The sequence below is a fragment of the Stappia sp. TSB10P1A genome, from assembly GCF_900185725.1.
Lineage (GTDB): Bacteria > Pseudomonadota > Alphaproteobacteria > Rhizobiales > Stappiaceae > Stappia.
Genome location: NZ_FYAU01000025.1, coordinates 33000 through 53617 on the forward strand (window position 1 = coordinate 33000; position 20618 = coordinate 53617).

Below are 20618 nucleotides of genomic sequence, written 5' to 3' on the forward strand. Positions count from 1 at the left end.
GAGGCATATGGGCCGCGAGCAGGGATCGCGGAACCGGCGTCAAACAGAAGTCGGCCGTCGGCACTGGTGCCGGTGCGGCCGCTCCGGAGTTGTACAGGGGTGTTCAAGGTGAAGCGGACGGGTTCATGGCTCTTCGCGGCCGCGCTTGCGGCGGCAGTCGCTGGCGTTCCCGCGACGGCGCAGGCGCAGTCGATCGACCAGGCGCTGGCGCAGGCTTATTCCGACAATCCGACACTGAACGCGGCGCGGGCGGCGCTGCGTTCGGTCAATGAGTCGGTGCCGCAGGCACTGTCCGGTTGGCGGCCGCAGATCTTCGGCCGGATCGACGTCGGCTCGCAATATTCCCACACCGATCCGGGCGGCTCGCGCTACAGGAACACCGCATCGGCCGGCATATCGCTGTCGCAGGCGCTGTTTCGCGGCTTCCGCACGGTGAATTCGGTTCGCCAGGCCGAGGCCGTGGTGCGGGCCGAGCGCGAGAGCCTGCGGGCGACCGAGCAGGCGGTGCTGCTGGATGCGGCCACCGCCTATATGGATGTGATCAGCACCACCGCCATCGTCTCGCTGCGGCGCAGCAGCCTTGCCTTCCTGTCCGAACAGGTGCGCGCGGCGCAGGATCGCTTCGAAGTGGGCGAGGGCACCCGCACCGACGTGTCGCAGGCCCGCGCCCGCTATTCGGAGGCGCAGTCCGACCTCAACCTGGCGCTGGCCAATGTCAACAGCGCCCGCGCCATCTATCGCCAGGTGGTCGGCTCCGACCCCAAGTCGCTGTCCGCCCGCACCTCGATCTATGGCCGCCTGCCGCGCACGCTCGACGAGGGGCTGAAACTCAGCGACAGCAATCACCCTTCGATTCTCGCGGCGCAGCATCTGGTCGATGCCGGCACCTTCGGCGTCAAGACCATCGAGGGCGAGTTGCTGCCGACGGTGACGGTCGAGGCCGACCTGCAGCGGCAGTGGCGTCCGCCGTCCTCGCCGACGACCGATACGGTCGACAGCGCCAGCATCTTCGGCCGGGTGTCGATCCCGCTCTATCAGGGCGGCGCCGTCTCCTCCCGCGTGCGGCAGGCGAAGGAGGATCTCGGCCAGACCCAGATCCAGCTCGATGTCGCCCGCGACCGGATCCGTGCCAATGTGGTCTCGGCCTGGGGCCAGTATCAGGCGGCCCAGGCCTCGATCCAGGCGGGCGAGGACGCGGTGGCGGCCAACCAGCTCGCGCTCGAAGGCGTGATCGAAGAGCAGCGCGTCGGCCAGCGCACGACGCTCGACGTGCTGAACGCGCAGTTCGATCTGGTCAACAGCCGGGTCAGCCTGATCAGCGCGCAGCGCAACCGCACGGTCGCCGCCTATGCGTTGATTTCGTCGATCGGCCGGCTGACCTCCGACCAGATCGGCCTTGGCGTTGCCCGCTATGACGAGACCGCGCATTACAAGAAGGTGCGCAATAGCTGGTACGGGCTGACGACCCCGGACGGCCGCTGACCGGCGTCGGCCGGTCGACCGGATGAGGCGAAACGGGACGCCGCCCTCGCATCGCGGGGGCGGTTTTTCGTGCAAAGCCGGCCGAATCGGGGAATTGTTGGCCCGCACAGGTTCGCAGCGGGGGCCGCGCGGCACGCTCGTCCGTTTCCCCTCGCGGTTTAACAGGTTATAGTTTTTCGTGATCGACTCGGCAGTTCCGTCAAGGGCTGCGAGCCGATCAGGAGTTGCTTGGTCCCGGGGGCCGGGCTCAGCGTTGTCGAGTGCGGGGATCGATATGGCCAACGCCAGTCAAGCTCAAGAACCTTCAATGGAGGAAATCCTGGCGTCCATTCGCCGGATCATTTCCGATGAAGACACACCCGCAGGGGGGAAGGCGGGGGCCGAACCGGAGAATGACATGCCCGCTGCCGGCGAGGAAATGTCCCAGGACGATCTCGACAAACTGTTTGATTCCGCCGGCGACGACGAGGTCGAGGTGGAAATCGAGGCACCTGCCGTCGCCGAGGCCGAGGCTGAGGCCGAGGACGAGGATACGGCCGACGATGTCCTGCAGCTGACCGAGGACCAGGCGGTCGAGGAGGCCGATGCCGACGGTTTCGATCTCGTCGAGGGACTCGCCACCGGCGACGATATCGCCGGCGATGTCGCCTTCGTCGATCAGGCGCCCGAGCCCGAGCCGGCCCCGAGGCCCGCGCCGCGCGCTTCGGCCGAGCCCTCCGGCGAGGATCTTCTGTCGCCGGATGCCAACCAGGCGGTTCAGGCGGCGTTCCACAATCTCGCCGGCACGATCCTGTCCAACAATGCCCGCACGCTGGAAGATCTGGTCAAGGAGATGCTCCGCCCGATGCTGAAGGGCTGGCTGGACGAGAACCTGCCGCCGCTGGTCGAGCGGCTCGTACGCCAGGAAATCGAGCGGGTCTCGCGCGGGCGCTGACGCCTCGCGCTTCTTCCGCTCGATGCGCCGCCCCCCGGGCGGCGTTTTCGTTTGCGCCGCCGGCCCGCCGCCGCGCGAGTGTTGACTTGGCGGCGCGCCAGCGAGTAACCACGCGATCAGTTCACAAATCCCCGGGAAAACCGATGCTCGACAAGACCTATGACGCTGCCACAGTCGAACCCAGGATCGCCAGGACCTGGGACGAGGCGGAGGCCTTCAAGGCGGGGGCCGGCGCCGAGCCGGGCGCGGCGTCCTATTCGATCGTCATCCCGCCGCCCAACGTCACCGGCTCCCTGCATATGGGCCACGCGCTCAACAACACGCTGCAGGACATTCTCATCCGTTTCGAGCGCATGCGCGGGCGCGACGTGCTGTGGCAGCCGGGCATGGACCATGCCGGCATCGCCACGCAGATGGTGGTCGAGCGGCAACTGGCCGAGCGGCAGCAGCCGGGCCGCCGCGACATGGGCCGCGAGGCTTTCGTCGAGCGGGTGTGGGAGTGGAAGGCCGAATCCGGCGGCATGATCATCAACCAGCTCAAGCGGCTGGGCGCCTCCTGCGACTGGTCGCGCGAGCGCTTCACCATGGACGAGGGTCTGTCCCGCGCCGTGCTGGAGGTCTTTGTCGGCCTCTTCCGGGAAGGGCTGATCTACAAGGACAAGCGGCTGGTCAACTGGGACCCGAAGCTGCTCACCGCGATCTCCGACCTTGAGGTCGAGCAGATCGAGATCAAGGGCAATCTCTGGCACTTCCGCTATTCCCTGGACGGCGGCGAGACGTTCCAGGCGCCGGTCGCATGGGACGAGGACGGCAACGCGACCGACTTCGAGACGCGCGACTACATCACCGTCGCCACCACCCGGCCCGAGACGATGCTCGGCGATACGGCGGTCGCGGTGAACCCGGAGGATCCGCGCTACAAGGGCCTGATCGGCAAGCATGTGGTGCTGCCGCTGGTCGGCCGGCGCATCCCCATCGTCGCCGACGATTATGCCGATCCGGATGCGGGCTCGGGCGCGGTCAAGATCACCCCGGCGCATGATTTCAACGACTTCGAGGTCGGCCGCCGGCACGACCTGCCGATGATCTCCGTGCTCGACCGCGAGGCGAAGGTGCGTCTCGCCGAGAATCCGGAGTTCCTGGCGGGCGTTGCCGAGAGCGCGGAGCTCTCCGAGACGATCTCGGCCTATGAGGGCTGCGACCGGTTCGACGTGCGCAAGCGTCTCGTCGCGCGGATGGAGGAGCTCGGCCTGCTCGACCGGGTCGAGCCGCACACCCACATGGTGCCGCATGGCGACCGCGGCGGCGTGCCGATCGAGCCGCTCCTGACCGACCAGTGGTATGTCGATGCCAAGACGCTGGCCCAGCCGGCGATCGCCAGCGTGCGCGAGGGGCGGACCAATTTCGTCCCGCGCAACTGGGACAAGACCTATTACGAGTGGATGGAGAACATCCAGCCCTGGTGCATCTCGCGCCAGCTCTGGTGGGGCCACCGCATCCCGGCCTGGTACGGCCCGGACGGCAAGATCTTCGTCGAGCGCAGCGAGGACGAGGCGCTGGCGGCCGCGCGCGCCCATTATGCCCGCGACGTCGAGATCCTCGAGATGGAGGCCGCGCTCGCCCGCTGGGAGGCCGGCGGGGAGGGCACCGTCGCGCTCTACCGCGACGAGGACGTGCTCGACACCTGGTTCTCCTCGGCGCTGTGGCCGTTCTCGACGCTCGGCTGGCCGGACAAGACGCCGGAGCTCGCCAACTACTACCCGACGAGCGTCCTGATCACCGGCTTCGACATCATCTTCTTCTGGGTCGCCCGGATGATGATGCTCGGCGACCACTACATGAAGACCGAGCCCTTCCACACGGTCTATATCCACGCCCTGGTCCGCGACGAGAAGGGCCAGAAGATGTCGAAGTCGAAGGGCAACGTCATCGACCCGCTGGCGCTGATCGACGAGTACGGCGCCGACGCGCTGCGCTTCACGCTGGCGGCGATGGCGGCGCAGGGGCGCGACATCAAGCTCGCCACCGGGCGCGTTGCCGGCTATCGCAACTTCGTCACCAAGCTGTGGAACGCCGCCCGCTTCGTCGAGATGAACGGCGGCACGCGGCCCGCCGGCTTCGATCCGGCCGGGGTGCGCGAGACCGTCAACCGCTGGATCGTCACCGAGACCGGGCGCTGCATCACCGAGGTCACCGAGGCGCTGGAGGGCTTCCGCTTCAACGAGGCGGCGGGCGCGGCCTATCGCTTCGTCTGGAACACCTATTGCGACTGGTATCTGGAGCTGGCCAAGCCGATCTTCGGCGAGGGCAGCGCGGAGGCGCGGGACGAGGCGCGGGCGACCGCCGCCTGGGTTCTCGACGAGATCCTCAAGGTGCTGCATCCGTTCATGCCGTTCATGACCGAGGAGTTGTGGGCGCGCGCCGTCGAAGGCGAGGGCGAGGCGGGGGCCGCGCGGGCGCGGCTGCTGGTCCACACCCGCTGGCCGGTGTCGCCCGGCGGCGACCAGACGTCGGCGGCCGAGATCAACTGGCTGGTCGACCTCATCACCTCGATCCGCTCGGTGCGGGCGGAGATGAACGTGCCGGCCGGCGCCCGTGTGCCGCTGGTCGTCACCGGCGCCAGCGAGGTGACGCGGCAGCGGCTTGCCACCCACGAGGCGGCGATCCTGCGGCTGGCGCGGGCCGAGAGCGTCACGCTCGCCGATGCGCCGCCGCGCGGCTCCGTGCAGATTGTCAGTGGAGAGGCGGTGTTCTGCCTTCCTCTCGCCGATTTCATCGATCTTGGTGCCGAGGCGGCCCGGCTTGCCAAGGAGGAAGCCAGGCTGGACGGCGAGGTCGCCCGGATCGACAAGAAGCTCGGCAATCCGGCTTTCGTCGCCAAGGCGCCGGAAGAGATCGTCGTCGCGGAACAGGAAAAGCGGGCGGAACTCGTGGAGTTGCGCGACAAGGTGGTCGAGGCGCGCAAGCGGCTGGCCGACCTGTCGCACGCGTGATCGGGCAAGCTGAGCGGGGAACGTGCGGATGAAGCTGGCTGCGGAGTTGCGGAGCCTTCTGCCCGGTATGGCGGGCGCGGCGATGGTGCTGGTGGCGGGCCTGTCGCCGGCTGCTGCCGACAAGATCGAGAATCCGGTGGCGGTGTTCTCCGGCCTCGACAAGATCACCGGCCGCATCATCAGCTTCGACGTCTATATCGGCGAGACGGTGCAGTTCGGCGCGCTGCAGGTGACGCCGCGCCAGTGCAACACCCGGCCCGAGACCGAGGCGCCGCAGACCACCGCCTTCGTCGAGGTCGACGAGATCACGCTGAACAACGAGGTGCGGCGGATCTTCACCGGGTGGATGTTCGCGGCGAGCCCCGGCCTGCACGCGGTCGAGCACGCGGTCTATGACGTGTGGCTGACCGACTGCAAGCAGTCGTCCACCGTTGCCCCGCCGGCCAATTACAGCGGCCCGCCGATCTCGGCGGAAGCGGCGGCCGGCGAGGATCCGCTCGCCGGAACCAAGCCGGAGCTCGGCCCCGGCGAGGTGCTTCCCCGGCTCAAGCCGCCGATGTGAGGGCGGGCCGGATCTCCGTCAGGCGAGGCTGCGGCCCAGCCGGCCGGCGAGGTCCTGGATGAACTGGAAGGCGACGCGGCCCGAGCGGCTGCCGCGGGTCGTCGCCCATTCCAGCGCCTCGGCGCGCAAGCTCGCGGGGTCGTAGTCGAGGCCGTAGTGCCGGACATAGCCCTCGATCATCGCCAGGAACTCGTCCTGGCTGCATTTGTGGAAGCCGAGCCACAGGCCGAAGCGATCCGACAGCGACACTTTCTCCTCCACCGCCTCGCTCGGATTGATCGCGGTCGAGCGCTCGTTCTCGATCATGTCGCGCGGCAGCAGGTGGCGTCGGTTGGAGGTGGCGTAGAACAGCACCGTCTCGGGCCGGCCCTCGATGCCGCCGTCGAGCGCGGCCTTCAGCGACTTGTAGGAGGCATCGCCGCTGTCGAAGCTGAGATCGTCGCAAAAGACGATGGTGCGGTGGCCGCCGGCCTTCACCAGCTTCATCAGGGCCGGCAGGCTCTCGATGTCCTCGCGGTGGATCTCGATCAGCTTCAGCCGGTCGGGCAGGCCGCGGCTCGCCAGCTCGGCGTTGACATGGGCGTGGCTCGCCTTGACCAGCGACGACTTGCCCATGCCGCGCGCGCCCCACAGCAGCACGTTGTTGGCGGCAAAGCCGCTGGCGAAGCGCATCGTGTTGTCGACGAGCTGGTCGCGGGCCCGGTCGACGCCCTGCAGCAGGTCGATATCGACCCGGTTGACCTTCTCCACCGGCTCCAGGGAGCTCGTGTCGGCCTGCCAGACGAAGGCGTCGGCGGCGGCGAAGTCGGGGGCGGGGCGGGCCGGCGGCACCGCGCGCGAGATCAGCTCGATGAGCGTGTCGAGGCGGCTGGCGAGTTCGTCGACCTGGGTCTTGTACTGCTGAGCGGGATCCATATCTGTGCCATTGGTGTTTGTGATGGGGCCTGCCGGGTCGAGACGGCCGGCAGCGCAGGTGCGGGGGAGTTTCCTAGCACGGGGCAGGGCCGCGCCAAAGCCGGGAAACACCGGCGGAAGCAGGCCGCGAACCGCGCGGTTCGTCTTGCAAAGACCGGCGCGACTTGTATAGTCCGCGCGACTTTCGTTCAGTCGCCAGCCTAGGGGATTGTCCGCGAATGCGCGCGGCCTCCGGGGCGGCAAGGGAGATGTACATGCTGATTTCACCCGCCTATGCCCAGGGAGCCGGTGGCTCCGGCACGCCCGACCTGCTGATGTCGCTGCTGCCCTTCGTGCTGATCTTCGTGATCATGTACTTCCTGATCATCCGGCCGCAGCGCCAGCGGATGAAGCAGCACCAGGAGCTGGTGGCGAACCTGCGCCGCGGCGACACGGTCGTCACCGCCGGCGGGCTGATCGGCAAGGTCTCCAAGGTGGTGGACGAGGGCGAGGTGCAGCTCGAACTCGCCGAGGGGCTGAAGGTGCGCGCGGTGCGCAGCATGATCACGGAAGTCCGCTCGAAGTCCGAGCCCGTCAAGGACAACGGCTGACCCGAGGGTCGAACTCTTTCCCAGTCCGGCGGGGCGCCAGCAGGCGGCCTGCCGGAACACCAGAAGCGGCACCGTCATGCTCTATTTCGCACGCTGGAAGATCGCGCTGATCGTCCTCGTCATTCTCGCCGGGGCGATCACCACCCTGCCGAACTTCCTGTCGCCTGCGGCCTTGCGCGCGTTGCCGGACTGGTTGCCCTCCCGCCAGATCGTGCTGGGTCTCGACCTGCAGGGCGGCGCCTATCTGCTCTACGAGGTCGACCGCACCGACTATGTGCAGAAGCGGCTGAAGACGCTGGAAGGCGACATCCGCCAGAAGCTGCGGGAAGAGCCGCGCATCGGCTATACCGGCCTTGGCGTGCAGGGCGAGGGCGTGCAGGTGCGCATCCGCGATCTGGAGCGGCTACAGGACGCGCGCACGCGGCTGAACGAGCTGACCAACCCGCTGGTCACCAATCTCTTCGGCGGCCAGACCGTCAACGAATTCTCGATGACCGTCGCCGATGACGGGCTGGTCCGCTTCGCCTATACCGAGCAGGGCCTGGCGCAGCGCATCGGTACCATCGTCCAGCAGTCGATCGAGGTGATTCGACTGCGCCTCGACGAATTCGGCACGACCGAGCCCAGCATCCAGCGCCAGGGCGAGGACCGCATCCTGGTGGAGGCGCCGGGCGAGGGCGATCCGCAGCGCCTGAAGGAGCTGATCGGCCAGACGGCGCAGCTCACCTTCCACATGGTCGACCAGTCGATGTCGCCGGAGCAGGCGCTGCAGAGCCGGCCGCCGGCCGGGACGATCGTGCTCTATTCGATGGACGATCCGCCCTATCCCTATCTGCTGGAAGAGGCGCCGCTGCTGTCGGGCGAGGATCTCGTCGACGCGCAGGTCTCCTTCGATTCGCGCAGCAACGAGCCGGTGGTCAACTTCCGCTTCAACACCTCGGGCGCGCGCACCTTCTCGGTCGTCACCCAGCGCAATGTCGGGCGGCCCTTCGCCATCGTCCTCGACAACGAGGTGATCTCGGCGCCGGTCATCCGCGAGCCGATCACCGGCGGCTCGGGCCAGATCTCCGGCAGCTTCACGGTGGAAAGCGCCAACGACCTCGCGGTGCTGCTGCGCGCCGGCGCGCTGCCGGCCAAGCTCTCCGTCGTCGAGGAGCGCTCGATCGGTCCGGGCCTCGGCCAGGATTCGGTCGATGCCGGCCGTATCGCCGCGGTGATCGCCGCCGCGCTGGTGGTGATCTTCATGGTGCTGGCCTATGGCCGCTTCGGCGTCATCGCCGATCTGGCGCTGGCGACCAACATCCTGCTGATCTTCGGGGCGCTGACGACGCTGCAGGCGACGCTGACCTTGCCCGGCATCGCCGGCATCGTGCTCACCGTCGGCATGGCGGTCGATGCCAACGTGCTGATCTTCGAGCGCATCCGCGAGGAGTTGCGGGCCGGGCGCTCGGCGATCAGTGCCATCGACGCAGGCTATTCGCGGGCGCTCGGGACCATCCTCGACGCCAATATCACGACGCTCATCGCGGCGCTCATCCTGTTCCAGCTCGGCTCCGGCCCGATCCGCGGCTTCGCGGTGACGCTGGCCATCGGCATCTTCACGACGGTGTTCTCGGCCTTCACGGTGTCGCGCCTGCTCGTGTCGCTGTGGGTGCGCTGGAAGCGCCCGAGCAAACTGACGCTCTGAGCGCCGGGAGATAAGACCATGCTCTTGAAACTGATCCCGGAAGGCACCCGCATCCAGTTCATGCGGTACAGGACCATTTCCTATCCGCTGTCGGCGGTGATGTTCCTCGCCTCTATCGCGCTGTTCTTCTCGGTCGGGCTGAATTTCGGCATCGACTTCCGTGGCGGCACCGTGTTCGAGATGAAGACGATGGAATCGCCGGCGGACGTCGCCTCGATCCGCGCCCAACTCGGCACGCTCAACCTCGGCGACGTCCAGGTGCAGCAGTTCGGCGGCCCGGACGAGGTGCTGGTGCGCGTGCAGCAGCCGGAAGGCGGCGAGCTTGCCCAGCAGGCGGTGGTGTCGCTGGTGCGCGAGAGCTTTGCCGAAAGCGTCGAGTTCCGCCGCGTCGAGGTGGTGGGGCCGCGCGTCTCGGGCGAGCTTGCCCAGGCCGGCCTGATCGCCGTCGTCGCCTCGCTGGTCGTCATCCTGTTCTACATCTGGTTCCGCTTCGAGTGGCATTTCGCCGTCGGCGCGATCCTGACGACGATCAACGACATCGTCGTCACCATAGGCCTGTTCGTGGTGCTGCAGCTCGACTTCTCGCTGTCGAGCATCGCCGCGATCCTGACGATCATCGGCTATTCGCTGAACGACACGGTCGTCGTCTATGACCGGGTGCGCGAGAACCTGCGCAAATACAAGAAGCAGCCGCTGCCGGACCTGCTCGACCGCTCGATCAACGAGATGCTGTCGCGCACGGTGATGACCTCGCTGACGACGCTGCTGGCGCTCGGCGCGCTCTACTTCTTCGGCGGCGAGGTGATCCGGTCCTTCACCCTGGCGATGATCTTCGGCGTGGTGATCGGCACCTATTCGTCGATCTTCCTGGCCGCGCCCTTCCTGATCCTGCTCAACCTGCGTCCGTCCAACATCGTCGGCGAGGACGGGGATACGCCGGACGGGGGCGAGGGCAAGGCGTCCGCCGGCGGTTCCGCCGCCGCCGCCTGAGCGGTTCGGGGCGCGCAGCAATGGCCGGCCGTGGTCAGGGGATCGTGATCCGCAACGCGCATTTTCCCGGCCGCGCGCCGATCGAGGCCTATGGCGAGGGAGGCTTCCGCTTTGCCGGCATGTCGCATCGCGGCTCGATCCTGTGCGTGCCGAGCGGCATCTACGGCTTTGCCGATCTGACGCCGAAGCAGCTCGACCGCCAGGCGCTGGAGCGGGTGTTCGAGGAGGCGGCGGAGATCGAGGTGCTGCTGGTCGGCACCGGAGCGGAGCTCGTGCCGCTGACCGCCGATCTGCGGGCGGCGGCGCGCGAGGCCGGCATCATGGCCGACCCGATGTCCACCGGCGCGGCAGTCAGGACCTACAATGTGCTTCTTTCGGAGGGCCGCGCCATTGCGGCCGTCCTGCTCGCGGTCGGCTGAGATGCCGGTTTCTGCCCGCATCGGCGGGCGCCCGGCCTCCCCATTTGCGCTTGCCGCGCTAGGTGTCTCGGGATGATGACCAGGGACGGCACGGGAGCGGATCACTGCCTCTCGCTCGTGCGCAAGCTCGACTTCGACCGCTACCTGTCGCTGCTCTACACCGGTGGAGCGGCGCGGGACGGGCTTGCCGCGCTCTATGCCTTCAACATGGAGATCGCGCGGGCGCGCGAGATCGTCTCCGACCCGATGCCCGGCGAGATCCGCTTCCAGTGGTGGCGCGACACGCTGGAGGCGCCGGCGGGCGCCGATGTCGACCAGCATCCGGTCGCCGGCGCGATCCGGCGGACCATTGCCGCCAATGCCCTGCCGCTCGCGCCCTTCGTCAACCTGATCGATGCCCGCGTCTTCGACCTTTACGACGACCCGATGCCGACGCTCGGCGATCTGGAAGGCTATGCCGGCGAGACCTCCTCGGTGCTGATCCAGCTTGCCGCGATGGTCCTGTGCCGGGGGCGCGATCCGGGCACGGCGGAGGCGGCCGGCCATGCGGGCGTTGCCTATGCCATCACCGGGCTGCTGCGCGCGCTGCCCTGGCATGCGCGCCGGCGCCAGCTCTATCTGCCGGCCGATCTGCTGGATGCCCATGGCGTCGACCGGGAGCGCATTTTCGCGGGCGAGACGACGCCGGCGCTGAAGGCCGCTGTCGCCGATCTCGTCGCCATCGCCCGCCGCCATCTCGACGCCTTGCGCCGGCGCATCGGCGACGTGCCGCGCGAGGCGATCCCCGCCTTCCTGCCGGTCTGCCTGACCGGACCGCTGCTCGCGCGCATCGAGCGGCGGAGCGAGGATCCGCTCAACTCCGTCGTCGACCTGTCGCCGCTCGCCAAGCACTGGATCACCTGGCGCTCCTGGCGGCGCGCCTGCAAGGGCTGCCGCAACAGTCTCGGCTGAGCTGGTGCGCGCCGCACCCGCCTATTCGGCGGCGTCGCGGATGGGCACGGCGGCGGCGATCCAGCGAGCGAAATCCTCGCGCGCCCGGCCGGTCATGGCGAGCTTCTTCGCGCGTGTCTTGTCCTTGCCCTTGAGGCGACGACCGTCCGCGTCGGTCTTCGGCGCCTCGATCGGCGGGAACAGGCCGAAATTCACGTTCATCGGCTGGAACGAGCGCGGGCCCGGCTCGTCGCGCAGGATATGGCCGCCGGTGATGTGGCCGAGCAGCGCGCCCATCGCCGTCGTTTCCGGCGGCGGCGGGCAGGCTTCGCCCAGCCGCTCGGCCGCCGCGAACAGGCCCGCCATGCAGCCGACGCTGGCCGATTCGACATAGCCCTCGCAGCCGGTGACCTGGCCGGCGAAGCGCAGTTCGGGGCGCGCCTTGAGGCGCAGCGTGCCGTCGAGCAGCTTCGGCGAGTTGAGGAACGTGTTGCGATGCAGCCCGCCGAGCCGCGCGAACACCGCGTCCTCGAGCCCCGGAATCATCCGGAACACCTCGAGCTGCGCCCCGTGCTTCAGCTTGGTCTGGAAGCCGACGATGTTGTAGAGCGTGCCGAGCGCATTGTCCTGGCGCAGTTGCACCACCGCATAGGGCTTCTCGTCCGGCTTGTGCGCGTTGGTCAGGCCCATCGGCTTCATCGGCCCGTGGCGCAGGGTCTCGCGGCCGCGCTCGGCCATCACCTCGATCGGCAGGCAGCCGTCGAAATAGGGCGTCGTCTCCTCCCACTCCTTGAACTCCGTCTTGGGGGCGGCGATCAGGGCGTCGATGAAGGCCTCGTATTGCGCCTTGTCCATCGGGCAGTTGATATAATCCTTGCCCGAGCCGCCGGGGCCGGGCTTGTCGTAGCGCGACTGGAACCAGCAGGTGTCGAGGTCGACGCTGTCGAAATGCAGGATCGGCGCGATGGCGTCGAAGAAGGCGAGGGCATCCTCGCCGGTCGCCTCGAGAATCGCCTGCGACAGGGCGGGCGAGGTCAGCGGCCCGGTGGCGATGATGACGCTGTCCCAGTCCGCCGGCGGCAGGCCGGCGATCTCCTCGCGCAGGATCGTCACCAGCGGATGCGCCTCCAGCGCCGCGGTGACGGCGGCGGCAAAGCCGTCGCGGTCGACGGCGAGCGCCCCGCCGGCCGGCACCTGATGCGCATCGGCGCTGGCCATGATCAGCGAGCCGGCGTCGCGCAGCTCCGCATGCAGCAGGCCGACAGCGTTCTGTTCGGCATCGTCCGAGCGGAAGGAGTTGGAGCAGACCAGTTCGGCAAGGTCCTGCGTCTTGTGCGCGTCGGTGCCGCGCACCGGGCGCATCTCGTGCAGCACCACCGGCACGCCGCGCCGGGCAAGCTGCCAGGCGGCCTCCGAGCCGGCAAGGCCGCCGCCGATCACATGTACTGGCTGCATCTCGCTTCACTCTCCGCGCTTGTGGTTCCCGGCGGCAGATGCCGTCCGGGCGTGTCCGTTTCAAGGCGCTGACTTAGCGCGTCCCCTTCCATCAGGCAAACGCGGGGAGGATAACAGAGGGGACAACGGCCGGGAGAGTGCATGATTCGCGATGCAAGGGCGGGAGAGCGGCGCATCGCGCCGCGCGGCAAGGTCTGGCTGGCCCTCGGCGGCCTGCTGCTGGCCGGCTGCGCCGGACAGGCCGCCGGCCCGGCGGCAAGCTGGTATGCCGAGCACAACGGCGTCGCGCCGGCTGGCACCCGCATCTATGTCTGCCATGCCTTCGGCTGCGCGCTGAAGACGCCGTTCGATTTCACGCCCGCGCAGATGCGCCGGCTCAAGGCGATCCTGGCGAAGGGGCGCGCCTCGCCGGAGGCCGAACGCGCGGCGATCGCCGAGGCCATCGCCTGGTCGGAGCGGACCATCGGCCCGGTGGTCGGCTCGGACAAGGATGTCGGCGGCCTCGACCTGCACAATGCCGGCGTGCCGGGGCAGATGGACTGCATCGACGAGGCGACCAACACCACCAGCGTGCTGAGCGTCGCGGCCCGCGCCGGCTATCTCGCCCATCACAAGGTCGCAAGCCCCGTGGCGCGCGGCTTCTTCCTCGACGGGCGCTATCCGCATGCCACCGCCGTGGTGCGCGAGACCAAGAGCGGTGCGGCCTTCGCGGTCGATTCCTGGCCGCATGCGAACGGCATTGCGCCGGAGATCATGCCGCTGGAGGCCTGGTTCGCCGCATCCGGCTGAGACGGGGGGACTCCCATCCTTTAGCAAGCGGCTTTTGAGAGGTGGTTGGCATCGAAGGCAGTCCTCGTCGCCGCTCTGGCAGCCAATGGGCACCGGGTCGCGCTTACGCTTGCCCGGTGTGACGGCTGAGGGGATGCGAGGTCGGGCCTTCTCCTCGGAGGTCATCCCGGCCAAGCGCAGCGCCGAGCCGGGACCCATTGGCACCCTCGGCGGGCGTGAGGCGGGAGGCGTTGCGGGCCGTGCCGGAGGCCTGTTCGGAGGGTCCTCGCCGCCGCTCTGGCAACGAATAGCCCCCGGCTCTCCGGCTTCGCCTGCGGCCGGGGTGACCTCGGAGTGTGGGACGGCGGCAGCGGGGCGACGCGGCAGCCGGGGAGGCGGGCTGTCGCCGGCAAAGCACCGTCAAAGCAGTCGGCATGTCCGGCTTTCGATTTTTCGAAAGCGAAACCGGATATTGTCCGGCCAAGCCTGCGTTGTCGGCAAGCTTCCGCGAGCAAACGTGGCCGCAGAAAAGAAAAAAGCAAGGCACAAGGCCTTGCTTACTAGGTTTCGCGTATCACACCTTCGTTCGCCAAAGGCAAAAAAGATCTGTTTCGGCGGGCAGCAGTCAGTTACGACGCGCCAGAAGGCTCTTCCTCCCAAGACTCAGACCGCGATGTCTGTTTTTTGACAAAGTAAGCCTTGCGGCTTCTTGCCTTGTTATGAGAACGGACCATAGCGCATCGTTATCCCCTTGTCACCATTTTGTGCAAGCGCAGCCCAAAATTTTTGCGGGCAGGGGGTTGAAGTCGGACGCCCGCCGACATCCCGCGCGAAATTCGCGGTTTCGCGCCATCCCGCTCGCCGGCGGGACTTGTGTTTTTCCGGCGCATGCGCTTTCACTGCGCAAACTTCAGGCGTCGCAATTCGCGCGCCGTTCCCGCCAGCCATGCAAGTCCGAGAAGCCAGCCGATGCGTCTGTCCCGCACCTTTCTCCCCATTCTCAAGGAAACGCCGAAGGAGGCGGAAATCGTCTCGCACCGGCTGATGCTGCGTGCGGGGCTGATCCGTCAGGAGGCGGCCGGCATCTATGCCTGGCTGCCGATGGGCCTGCGGGTGCTGCGCAAGATCGAGCAGATCGTGCGCGAGGAGCAGAACCGGGCCGGCGCCCAGGAACTCCTGATGCCGACGATCCAGCCGGCCGACCTGTGGCGCGAAAGCGGGCGCTACGATGCCTATGGCAAGGAGATGCTGCGCATCGCCGACCGGCACGAGCGCGAGATGCTGTACGGGCCGACCAACGAGGAGATGATCACCGACATCTTCCGCGCCTCGGTGCGCTCCTACAAGGACCTGCCGCTCAACCTCTACCACATCCAATGGAAGTTCCGCGACGAGGTGCGCCCGCGCTTCGGCATCATGCGCGGCCGCGAGTTCCTGATGAAGGACGCCTATTCCTTCGACCTCGACAAGGAAGGCGCGCGCCATGCCTACAACCGCATGTTCGTCGCCTATCTGCGCACCTTCGCCCGCATGGGCCTGCAGGCGATCCCGATGCGCGCCGACACCGGCCCGATCGGCGGCGACATGAGCCACGAATTCATCATTCTCGCTTCCACCGGCGAGAGCGAGGTGTTCTGCGACAAGGCGATTCTCGACCTGCCGATCCCGGGCGAGGACACCGATTTCGACGCCGACCTGACCCCGGTCATCGACGCCTGGACGACGCCTTACGCGGCGACCGACGAGATGCATGACGCCAGCGCCTACGAGGCGATCGCGGAGGAGGCGCGCATGTCGGCGCGCGGCATCGAGGTCGGCCACATCTTCTATTTCGGCACCAAGTATTCCGAGCCGATGGGGGCGAAGGTCGCCGGCCCGGACGGTGTCGAGGTGCCGGTGCACATGGGCTCCTACGGCGTCGGCGTGTCGCGACTGCTCGGCGCGATCATCGAGGCGCATCACGATGAGGCAGGAATCAAGTGGCCGGCCTCGGTCGCCCCGTATCATGTCGGCCTTATCAACCTGAAGCCTGGCGATGCGGACGCGGATGCGGCCTGCGCCGACCTGGAGCGCCAGCTCGCGGCCGCCGGGGTCGAGGTGCTTGTGGATGACGTCGACACGCGGGCGGGCGCCAAGTTCGCGACAATGGACCTGATCGGCCTGCCGTGGCAGCTTATCGTCGGTCCGCGCGGCCTCAAGGAGGGGGTCGTGGAGCTCAAGCACCGGGCGAGCGGCGAGCGCAGCACGGTTTCGCCACAAGAGGCTGTCACGCGTCTGATCGGCGAACTGGCATCCTGAGGCGGTCCGGCTGACCGGGAACGGAGCGGCGGAGGGACGAGTGGCGCAGGGGCGAGTGGCGCAGGGAAACGATCGGCACGGGGTATTGGAATGAGCGCAGCCGCAAAGCCAGGGACAAGACCGGCGAAGTCGTCCGACACGCCGGCCTTCGCCCGGTTCGAGTGGATGCTGGCCGGGCGCTATCTGCGCTCGCGCCGCCGCGAGGCGTTCATCTCCGTCATCGCCGGCTTCTCCTTCCTCGGCATCATGCTGGGCGTCGCCACGCTGATCATCGTCATGGCGGTGATGAACGGCTTTCGCGGCGAGCTGCTGACCAAGATCCTCGGCATCAACGGCCATCTGCTGGTCCAGCCCATCGGCAGCGAGCTCGACGACTACGACGCCGTCGCCGCGCGCATCGAGAACCTGACCGGGGTCACCTTCACGCTGCCCTTCGTCGAGGGGCAGGCGCTGATTTCCGGTCCCTCGGGGGCGTTCGGCGCCCTGGTGCGCGGCGTGCGCGAGAGCGATCTGGTGCGCCTGCCGCTGGTCGCCAGCACGGTCAGCGTCGGCACGCTGGAGGGCTTCGACGAGAGCGAGGGACTGGCCATCGGCACGCGCATGGCCCGCCAGCTCGGCGTCACCGTCGGCGACATGGTCACCCTCGTCGTGCCGCGCGGCAATGTCACCGCGCTCGGCGTCACGCCCCGGGTCAAGGGCTATCCGGTGCGGGCGATCTTCGAGATCGGCATGTCGGAATATGACGGTACCATCGCCTTCATGCCGCTGGACGAGGCGCAGCTCTTCTTCAACCAGGAGGGCATCGTCACCGGCATCGAGGTCTTCACCACCGATCCGGACAGGGTCGGCCCCATGCGCACCGCCATCGAGGAGGGGGCCGGGCGGCCCGCCTTCGTCAGCGACTGGCGGGCGCGCAACATGACCTTCTTCTCCGCGCTCGAGGTCGAGCGCAACGTGATGTTCCTGATTCTCACGCTGATCGTGCTGGTGGCGGCGCTCAACATCATTTCCGGCATGACCATGCTGGTGAAGGACAAGGGCCGCGACATCGCCATCCTGCGGACGATGGGCGCGACGCGCGGCACCATCCTGCGCGTGTTCCTGATCACCGGCGCCAGCATCGGCATCGTCGGCACGCTGGCCGGCTTTGCCCTCGGCTTCGTCGTCTGCCTCAATGTCGAGAGCATCCGCCAGGGCATTTCCTGGCTGACCAGCACCGAGCTGTTCTCGCCGGAGCTCTATTTCCTCAGCCGCCTGCCGGCCGACATGGACACCGGCGAGACCATCACCGTCGTGGCGATGGCGATGGTGCTGTCGCTGCTGGCAACGGTCTATCCCGCCTGGCGGGCGGCCAGGCTCGATCCGGTCGAGGCGCTCAGATACGAATGACCATGGCCCGGAAACAACAGCAGCAGCCGCCGCCGCATCTCGAAGGGCTGGAGAACCTGCCCCTGGTGCTTGCCGGCATCAATCGCGGCTTTCGCGAGGGCGAGGGCCGTCTCGACATTCTGGTCGATGCCAATCTGGCGCTGCATCCGGGCGAACTCGTGGCGCTGGTCGCCCCGTCCGGGGCCGGCAAGTCGACCCTGCTGCACATTGCCGGGCTGCTGGAGCGCCCCGACAGCGGCGAGGTCTATGTCGGGGGGCTCGCCTGCGGCAGCATGGACGATGCCGACCGCACGCGCATCCGCCGCACCGAACTCGGCTTCGTCTATCAGTTCCACCATCTGCTGCCCGAGTTCACCGCCCTTGAGAACCTGGTGATCCCGCAGCTCATTCGCGGCCTCGACAAGCGCGAGGCGGAGGAGCGGGCGAGCCAGTTGCTCGACTATATGCGCCTCGGCAACCGGGCGAGCCACCGCCCCTCGGAACTGTCGGGCGGCGAGCAGCAGCGCGTGGCGATTGCCCGCGCCGTCGCCAATGCGCCGCGCATCCTGCTGGCCGACGAGCCGACCGGCAATCTCGATCCCGGCACTTCCAGCTATGTGTTCGACGCGCTGGTGGCGCTGGTGCGGGCCTCCGGCCTTGCCGCGCTGATCGCCACCCACAACATGGAGCTGGCGGGCCGCATGGACCGCCGCATCACCCTGCGCGACCAGCAGATCATCGAGCTCTGATGCTGCCACGGGGGCTCGGCAGGGCGCGGCGTCTTCGCTCCTCCTCCCAGACACAGCGTCTCTTTCGTCCCCCCGGACGCACCTCTCCTTCGTCCTCCCGGACGAGGCCGAAGGCCGCAGATCCGGGATCGGCGAGCCAGGGCGTCTACGGGTACACCCGACAACGCCGCCGACAGGCTCTCGGCTCCCCGGTCCCGGCTCGGCGCTCGCGCGCCGTCCGGGAGGACGCCGAGGAGAGGCCGGAGCGACAAACACCCGCTGAGGGCACCTCTGGTTCCCGGATCTTCGGCCTTCGGCCTCGTCCGGGACGACCCTCGAGAGGGTGGCACGGCCTTGCATCCTCTCTGCCGTCACACCGGGCAAGGCGCAGCCGCGACCCGGTGTCCATTGGTTGCCAGAGCGGCGGCGAGGACGCGCTGGCCGAGCCTCTCGCGCGCCTACCTCGGTTGCATCCCGCTTGTGATTGCCTCCCGCCTTGCTAGGATGGCGGGCAGGGGATGAGAGTTGGGGGCTGCATTGGGGGAAACATCCGCGATCCGCGAAGCGGTGAAGATGGCCGCCGGCTGTCTCATCGCGACGGGCGGAGCCATTAACCTGCTCCCTGTTCCTCCCGGCGCGGTCGAGGCGATCTTTGCCGGCGGCGCATGGTTCGGCGCGCTGTCGAGCGCCCGTCGCCGCGATCTTGAGCGCGTTATCGAGCGCACGGCCCTTGAGGTCGAGGCCGAGATGGCGGCCTGGGTGCCTCGATCCTCCCAAACCGACATGGGCGACCTCGCTCATGCGAAGGCCTCCTTCATCGACGTGCTGCCGCAGGCGATGCCGGCGCCAGCCGATCTCGTCGGCAGGAACCTGCAGCCAGACGGGATCGCGGTGCTGGTGCTGGAGCGTGCCGAAGCGGCCCGACCCCACATCTACAAGGACAAGGGCGCGAAGGACCCGGCCAATCAGCTTGCCCGCCGCTTTCTGCTTCAGGCGATCGAACGCGCCTGCGCGCGTCTGCTCGCCGATGCCGAGTTCATCGACGACCTGCGCCCGTCGCTGTGGCGCGAACTCCTGGAGCGCACCGGCCGGATCGAGGGCAACACGGAAAAGCTGCTCGCCGGCCAGCGCGCGCAGGACGAGCAGTTGAACCACATCAAGGCCCTGCTCGCCGCCATGGGCGACAAGGCCGCGACCGCCCTTGCCAGCGGCATCACCGACGCAGCCTTGATCGAACTGGCCCGCCGCGTCTCCGCCGACGTTTCCGACCCGCAACAGGCCTTCCGCGAGCTGGAAAACGCCGTCGAGATCGCCATTCGCGTCCAGCAGGAAGGGCGGCAGGGCTCCAATCTCGGCGCCTTTGTCGACGAGGTGCTGGCCCGCGTCGCGACGCTCGCCGCCACCGGCGCTTATGACGAGGCGACGGCCGAAATCGACGCCGCTCTCGCCAGGGAAGCGGAGGAAGCCCGCCGTCTGGAGGAGCGCCGGCAGGAGTCCCGCGCCCGCAGCCTGCGCCTGCTCGACGCTGCCATCGAACAGGATCTGCTGCGCCGCGATGCCGACAGCGCCGCCGCCCGCCTTGTCCGCAAGGCGGAGATCGAGCGTCCCGAGGGCGCGAGCCTGTTCGATCATCTGCGCGCCGTCCAGGACGACTGGTACGAACGCGGCCGCGACAAGGAGCTCAATCTCGATCTCGGGGTCGCGATCGCCCTTGCCGTGTTGGGCACGCGCGAGGCCGGCACGTCGCGGCTGGAACAGGCGGTCGAGGCCTTCCGGCTGGCGCTGGAGGAGCGGACGCGGGAGCGCGTGCCGCTCGACTGGGCGATGACGCAGAACAATCTCGGCAACGCGCTGCAAGAGTTGGGCACGCGCGAGGGTGACCCGGCGCGGCTGGAGCAGGCGGCCACTGCCTACCGGCTGGCGCTGGAGGAATGGACGCGAGAGCGCGTGCCGCTCCAATGGGCGATGATGCAGAACAATCTCGGCGCCGCACTTGCCGAGTTGGGCAGGCGCGAGGCCGGCACGTCGCGGCTGGAGGAGGCGGTCGCGGCCTTTCGGCTGGCGCTGGAGGAGCGGACGCGCAAGCGCGCGCCGCTCGACTGGGCCGCGACGCAGAACAATCTCGGCAACGCGCTGCAAGTCTTGGGCACGCGCGAGGCCGGCACCGAGCGGCTGGAGGAAGCGGTCGAGGCCTACCGGCTGGCGCTGGAGGAATTCACCCCCGAGACCGCGCCGTATTATCACGACGGAACGACGCAAAACCTTGCTATCGCCCAAACACTGCTGGACGAGCGGCAAAGGGAGCCTTGAGGCCGACGACGAAACACCCGCCGAGGGTGCCAATGGTTCCCGGATCTTCGGCCTTCGGCCTCGTCCGGGACGACCCTCGAGAGAGTGGCACGGCCTTGCCCAACCCTCCGAGGTCACCCCGGACGAGCATCGCGAGATCCGGGGGCTATTGGTTTCCAGAGCGGTTGCGAGGACGCGCTGGCCGAGCCT

At 68.2% G+C, this 20618-nt stretch carries 16 protein-coding genes; 14 read left to right on the forward strand and 2 right to left on the reverse strand.

Features of this window, described 5'->3' with window-relative positions; all coding sequences use genetic code 11:
* Positions 1 to 99: 99 nt before the first annotated feature.
* The 4 genes from TSB10P1A_RS10900 to TSB10P1A_RS10915 all read left to right on the forward strand — a co-directional run bounded on the left by TSB10P1A_RS10900 (position 100) and on the right by TSB10P1A_RS10915 (position 5971).
* Positions 100 to 1482: a TolC family outer membrane protein gene (locus tag TSB10P1A_RS10900; protein ID WP_371515089.1), complete on the forward strand. Its 1383-nt coding sequence runs from the start codon at positions 100 to 102 to the stop codon at positions 1480 to 1482.
* Between the two features lie 397 nt (positions 1483 to 1879).
* Positions 1880 to 2416: a PopZ family protein gene (locus TSB10P1A_RS10905; RefSeq protein WP_371515090.1), complete on the forward strand. Its 537-nt coding sequence runs from the start codon at positions 1880 to 1882 to the stop codon at positions 2414 to 2416.
* A gap of 143 nt (positions 2417 to 2559) precedes the next feature.
* Entirely contained in the window at positions 2560 to 5409 is a 2850-nt protein-coding gene (locus TSB10P1A_RS10910; protein WP_186387955.1) for a valine--tRNA ligase, read from the forward strand.
* A gap of 28 nt (positions 5410 to 5437) precedes the next feature.
* Positions 5438 to 5971, forward strand: a complete 534-nt coding sequence (locus tag TSB10P1A_RS10915; protein ID WP_186387956.1) for a DUF2155 domain-containing protein — start codon at positions 5438 to 5440, stop codon at positions 5969 to 5971.
* An 18-nt stretch (positions 5972 to 5989) separates the two neighbouring features.
* Here TSB10P1A_RS10915 and TSB10P1A_RS10920 read toward each other — a convergent pair whose 3' ends face one another.
* Entirely contained in the window at positions 5990 to 6886 is an 897-nt protein-coding gene (locus tag TSB10P1A_RS10920) for an ATP-binding protein (protein ID WP_186387957.1), read from the reverse strand.
* A 254-nt stretch (positions 6887 to 7140) separates the two neighbouring features.
* Here TSB10P1A_RS10920 and yajC point away from each other — a divergent pair, with 254 nt between their 5' ends.
* The 5 genes from yajC (at position 7141) to TSB10P1A_RS10945 (ending at position 11523) form a co-directional block, all read left to right on the forward strand.
* Positions 7141 to 7476 (forward strand): preprotein translocase subunit YajC, encoded by a 336-nt coding sequence (gene yajC / locus TSB10P1A_RS10925; protein ID WP_186387958.1) that lies wholly within the window; start codon positions 7141 to 7143, stop codon positions 7474 to 7476.
* Positions 7477 to 7552: 76 nt separating this feature from the next.
* Entirely contained in the window at positions 7553 to 9163 is a 1611-nt protein-coding gene (gene secD / locus TSB10P1A_RS23730; protein ID WP_186387959.1) for a protein translocase subunit SecD, read from the forward strand.
* An 18-nt stretch (positions 9164 to 9181) separates the two neighbouring features.
* Positions 9182 to 10153 carry a protein translocase subunit SecF gene (gene secF, locus TSB10P1A_RS23735; RefSeq protein ID WP_186387960.1) on the forward strand — a complete coding sequence of 324 codons (972 nt, stop codon included), beginning with the start codon at positions 9182 to 9184 and terminating at the stop codon, positions 10151 to 10153.
* Positions 10154 to 10173: 20 nt separating this feature from the next.
* Entirely contained in the window at positions 10174 to 10572 is a 399-nt protein-coding gene (locus TSB10P1A_RS10940) for an Mth938-like domain-containing protein (protein WP_186387961.1), read from the forward strand.
* Positions 10573 to 10644: 72 nt separating this feature from the next.
* Positions 10645 to 11523 carry a phytoene/squalene synthase family protein gene (locus TSB10P1A_RS10945; RefSeq protein ID WP_371515091.1) on the forward strand — a complete coding sequence of 293 codons (879 nt, stop codon included), beginning with the start codon at positions 10645 to 10647 and terminating at the stop codon, positions 11521 to 11523.
* Positions 11524 to 11544: 21 nt separating this feature from the next.
* Here TSB10P1A_RS10945 and trmFO read toward each other — a convergent pair whose 3' ends face one another.
* Complete coding sequence (trmFO, locus tag TSB10P1A_RS10950; RefSeq protein WP_186387962.1) at positions 11545 to 12957, reverse strand: methylenetetrahydrofolate--tRNA-(uracil(54)-C(5))-methyltransferase (FADH(2)-oxidizing) TrmFO; 1413 nt, start codon at positions 12955 to 12957, stop codon at positions 11545 to 11547.
* Between the two features lie 141 nt (positions 12958 to 13098).
* On the opposite strand from trmFO, the gene TSB10P1A_RS10955 reads away from it, so the two are divergent.
* The 5 genes from TSB10P1A_RS10955 (at position 13099) to TSB10P1A_RS10975 (ending at position 20429) form a co-directional block, all read left to right on the forward strand.
* On the forward strand, positions 13099 to 13746 hold the full coding sequence (locus tag TSB10P1A_RS10955; RefSeq protein WP_244293076.1) for a hypothetical protein: 648 nt from the start codon (positions 13099 to 13101) through the stop codon (positions 13744 to 13746).
* 948 nt (positions 13747 to 14694) lie between these two features.
* The gene (proS, locus tag TSB10P1A_RS10960; protein WP_186387963.1) at positions 14695 to 16023 is read left to right on the forward strand and encodes a proline--tRNA ligase; all 1329 of its coding nucleotides are present in this window, start codon (positions 14695 to 14697) and stop codon (positions 16021 to 16023) included.
* A gap of 90 nt (positions 16024 to 16113) precedes the next feature.
* A complete protein-coding gene (locus TSB10P1A_RS10965; RefSeq protein WP_208987075.1) occupies positions 16114 to 17412 on the forward strand; it encodes a lipoprotein-releasing ABC transporter permease subunit in 1299 nt (432 codons plus the stop codon).
* 2 nt (positions 17413 to 17414) lie between these two features.
* Positions 17415 to 18140, forward strand: a complete 726-nt coding sequence (locus TSB10P1A_RS10970) for an ABC transporter ATP-binding protein (protein WP_186387964.1) — start codon at positions 17415 to 17417, stop codon at positions 18138 to 18140.
* 516 nt (positions 18141 to 18656) lie between these two features.
* Positions 18657 to 20429, forward strand: coding sequence for a tetratricopeptide repeat protein (locus TSB10P1A_RS10975; protein ID WP_244293077.1), 1773 nt, complete (start codon positions 18657 to 18659; stop codon positions 20427 to 20429).
* Positions 20430 to 20618: the final 189 nt, after the last annotated feature.

Excerpts from the sequence above, each read along its gene's own strand:
- secD (WP_186387959.1), top strand. The coding sequence starts at position 7,553 with ATGCTCTATTTCGCACGCTGGAAGATCGCGCTGATCGTCCTCGTCATT.
- TSB10P1A_RS10940 (WP_186387961.1), top strand. The coding sequence starts at position 10,174 with ATGGCCGGCCGTGGTCAGGGGATCGTGATCCGCAACGCGCATTTTCCC.
- TSB10P1A_RS10945 (WP_371515091.1), top strand. The coding sequence starts at position 10,645 with ATGATGACCAGGGACGGCACGGGAGCGGATCACTGCCTCTCGCTCGTG.
- proS (WP_186387963.1), top strand. The coding sequence starts at position 14,695 with ATGCGTCTGTCCCGCACCTTTCTCCCCATTCTCAAGGAAACGCCGAAG.
- trmFO (WP_186387962.1), bottom strand. The coding sequence starts at position 12,957 with ATGCAGCCAGTACATGTGATCGGCGGCGGCCTTGCCGGCTCGGAGGCC.
- secF (WP_186387960.1), top strand. The coding sequence starts at position 9,182 with ATGCTCTTGAAACTGATCCCGGAAGGCACCCGCATCCAGTTCATGCGG.
- TSB10P1A_RS10910 (WP_186387955.1), top strand. The coding sequence starts at position 2,560 with ATGCTCGACAAGACCTATGACGCTGCCACAGTCGAACCCAGGATCGCC.
- TSB10P1A_RS10920 (WP_186387957.1), bottom strand. The coding sequence starts at position 6,886 with ATGGATCCCGCTCAGCAGTACAAGACCCAGGTCGACGAACTCGCCAGC.
- TSB10P1A_RS10970 (WP_186387964.1), top strand. The coding sequence starts at position 17,415 with ATGGCCCGGAAACAACAGCAGCAGCCGCCGCCGCATCTCGAAGGGCTG.
- TSB10P1A_RS10965 (WP_208987075.1), top strand. The coding sequence starts at position 16,114 with ATGAGCGCAGCCGCAAAGCCAGGGACAAGACCGGCGAAGTCGTCCGAC.
- TSB10P1A_RS10905 (WP_371515090.1), top strand. The coding sequence starts at position 1,880 with ATGCCCGCTGCCGGCGAGGAAATGTCCCAGGACGATCTCGACAAACTG.
- TSB10P1A_RS10955 (WP_244293076.1), top strand. The coding sequence starts at position 13,099 with ATGATTCGCGATGCAAGGGCGGGAGAGCGGCGCATCGCGCCGCGCGGC.
- TSB10P1A_RS10915 (WP_186387956.1), top strand. The coding sequence starts at position 5,438 with ATGAAGCTGGCTGCGGAGTTGCGGAGCCTTCTGCCCGGTATGGCGGGC.
- yajC (WP_186387958.1), top strand. The coding sequence starts at position 7,141 with ATGCTGATTTCACCCGCCTATGCCCAGGGAGCCGGTGGCTCCGGCACG.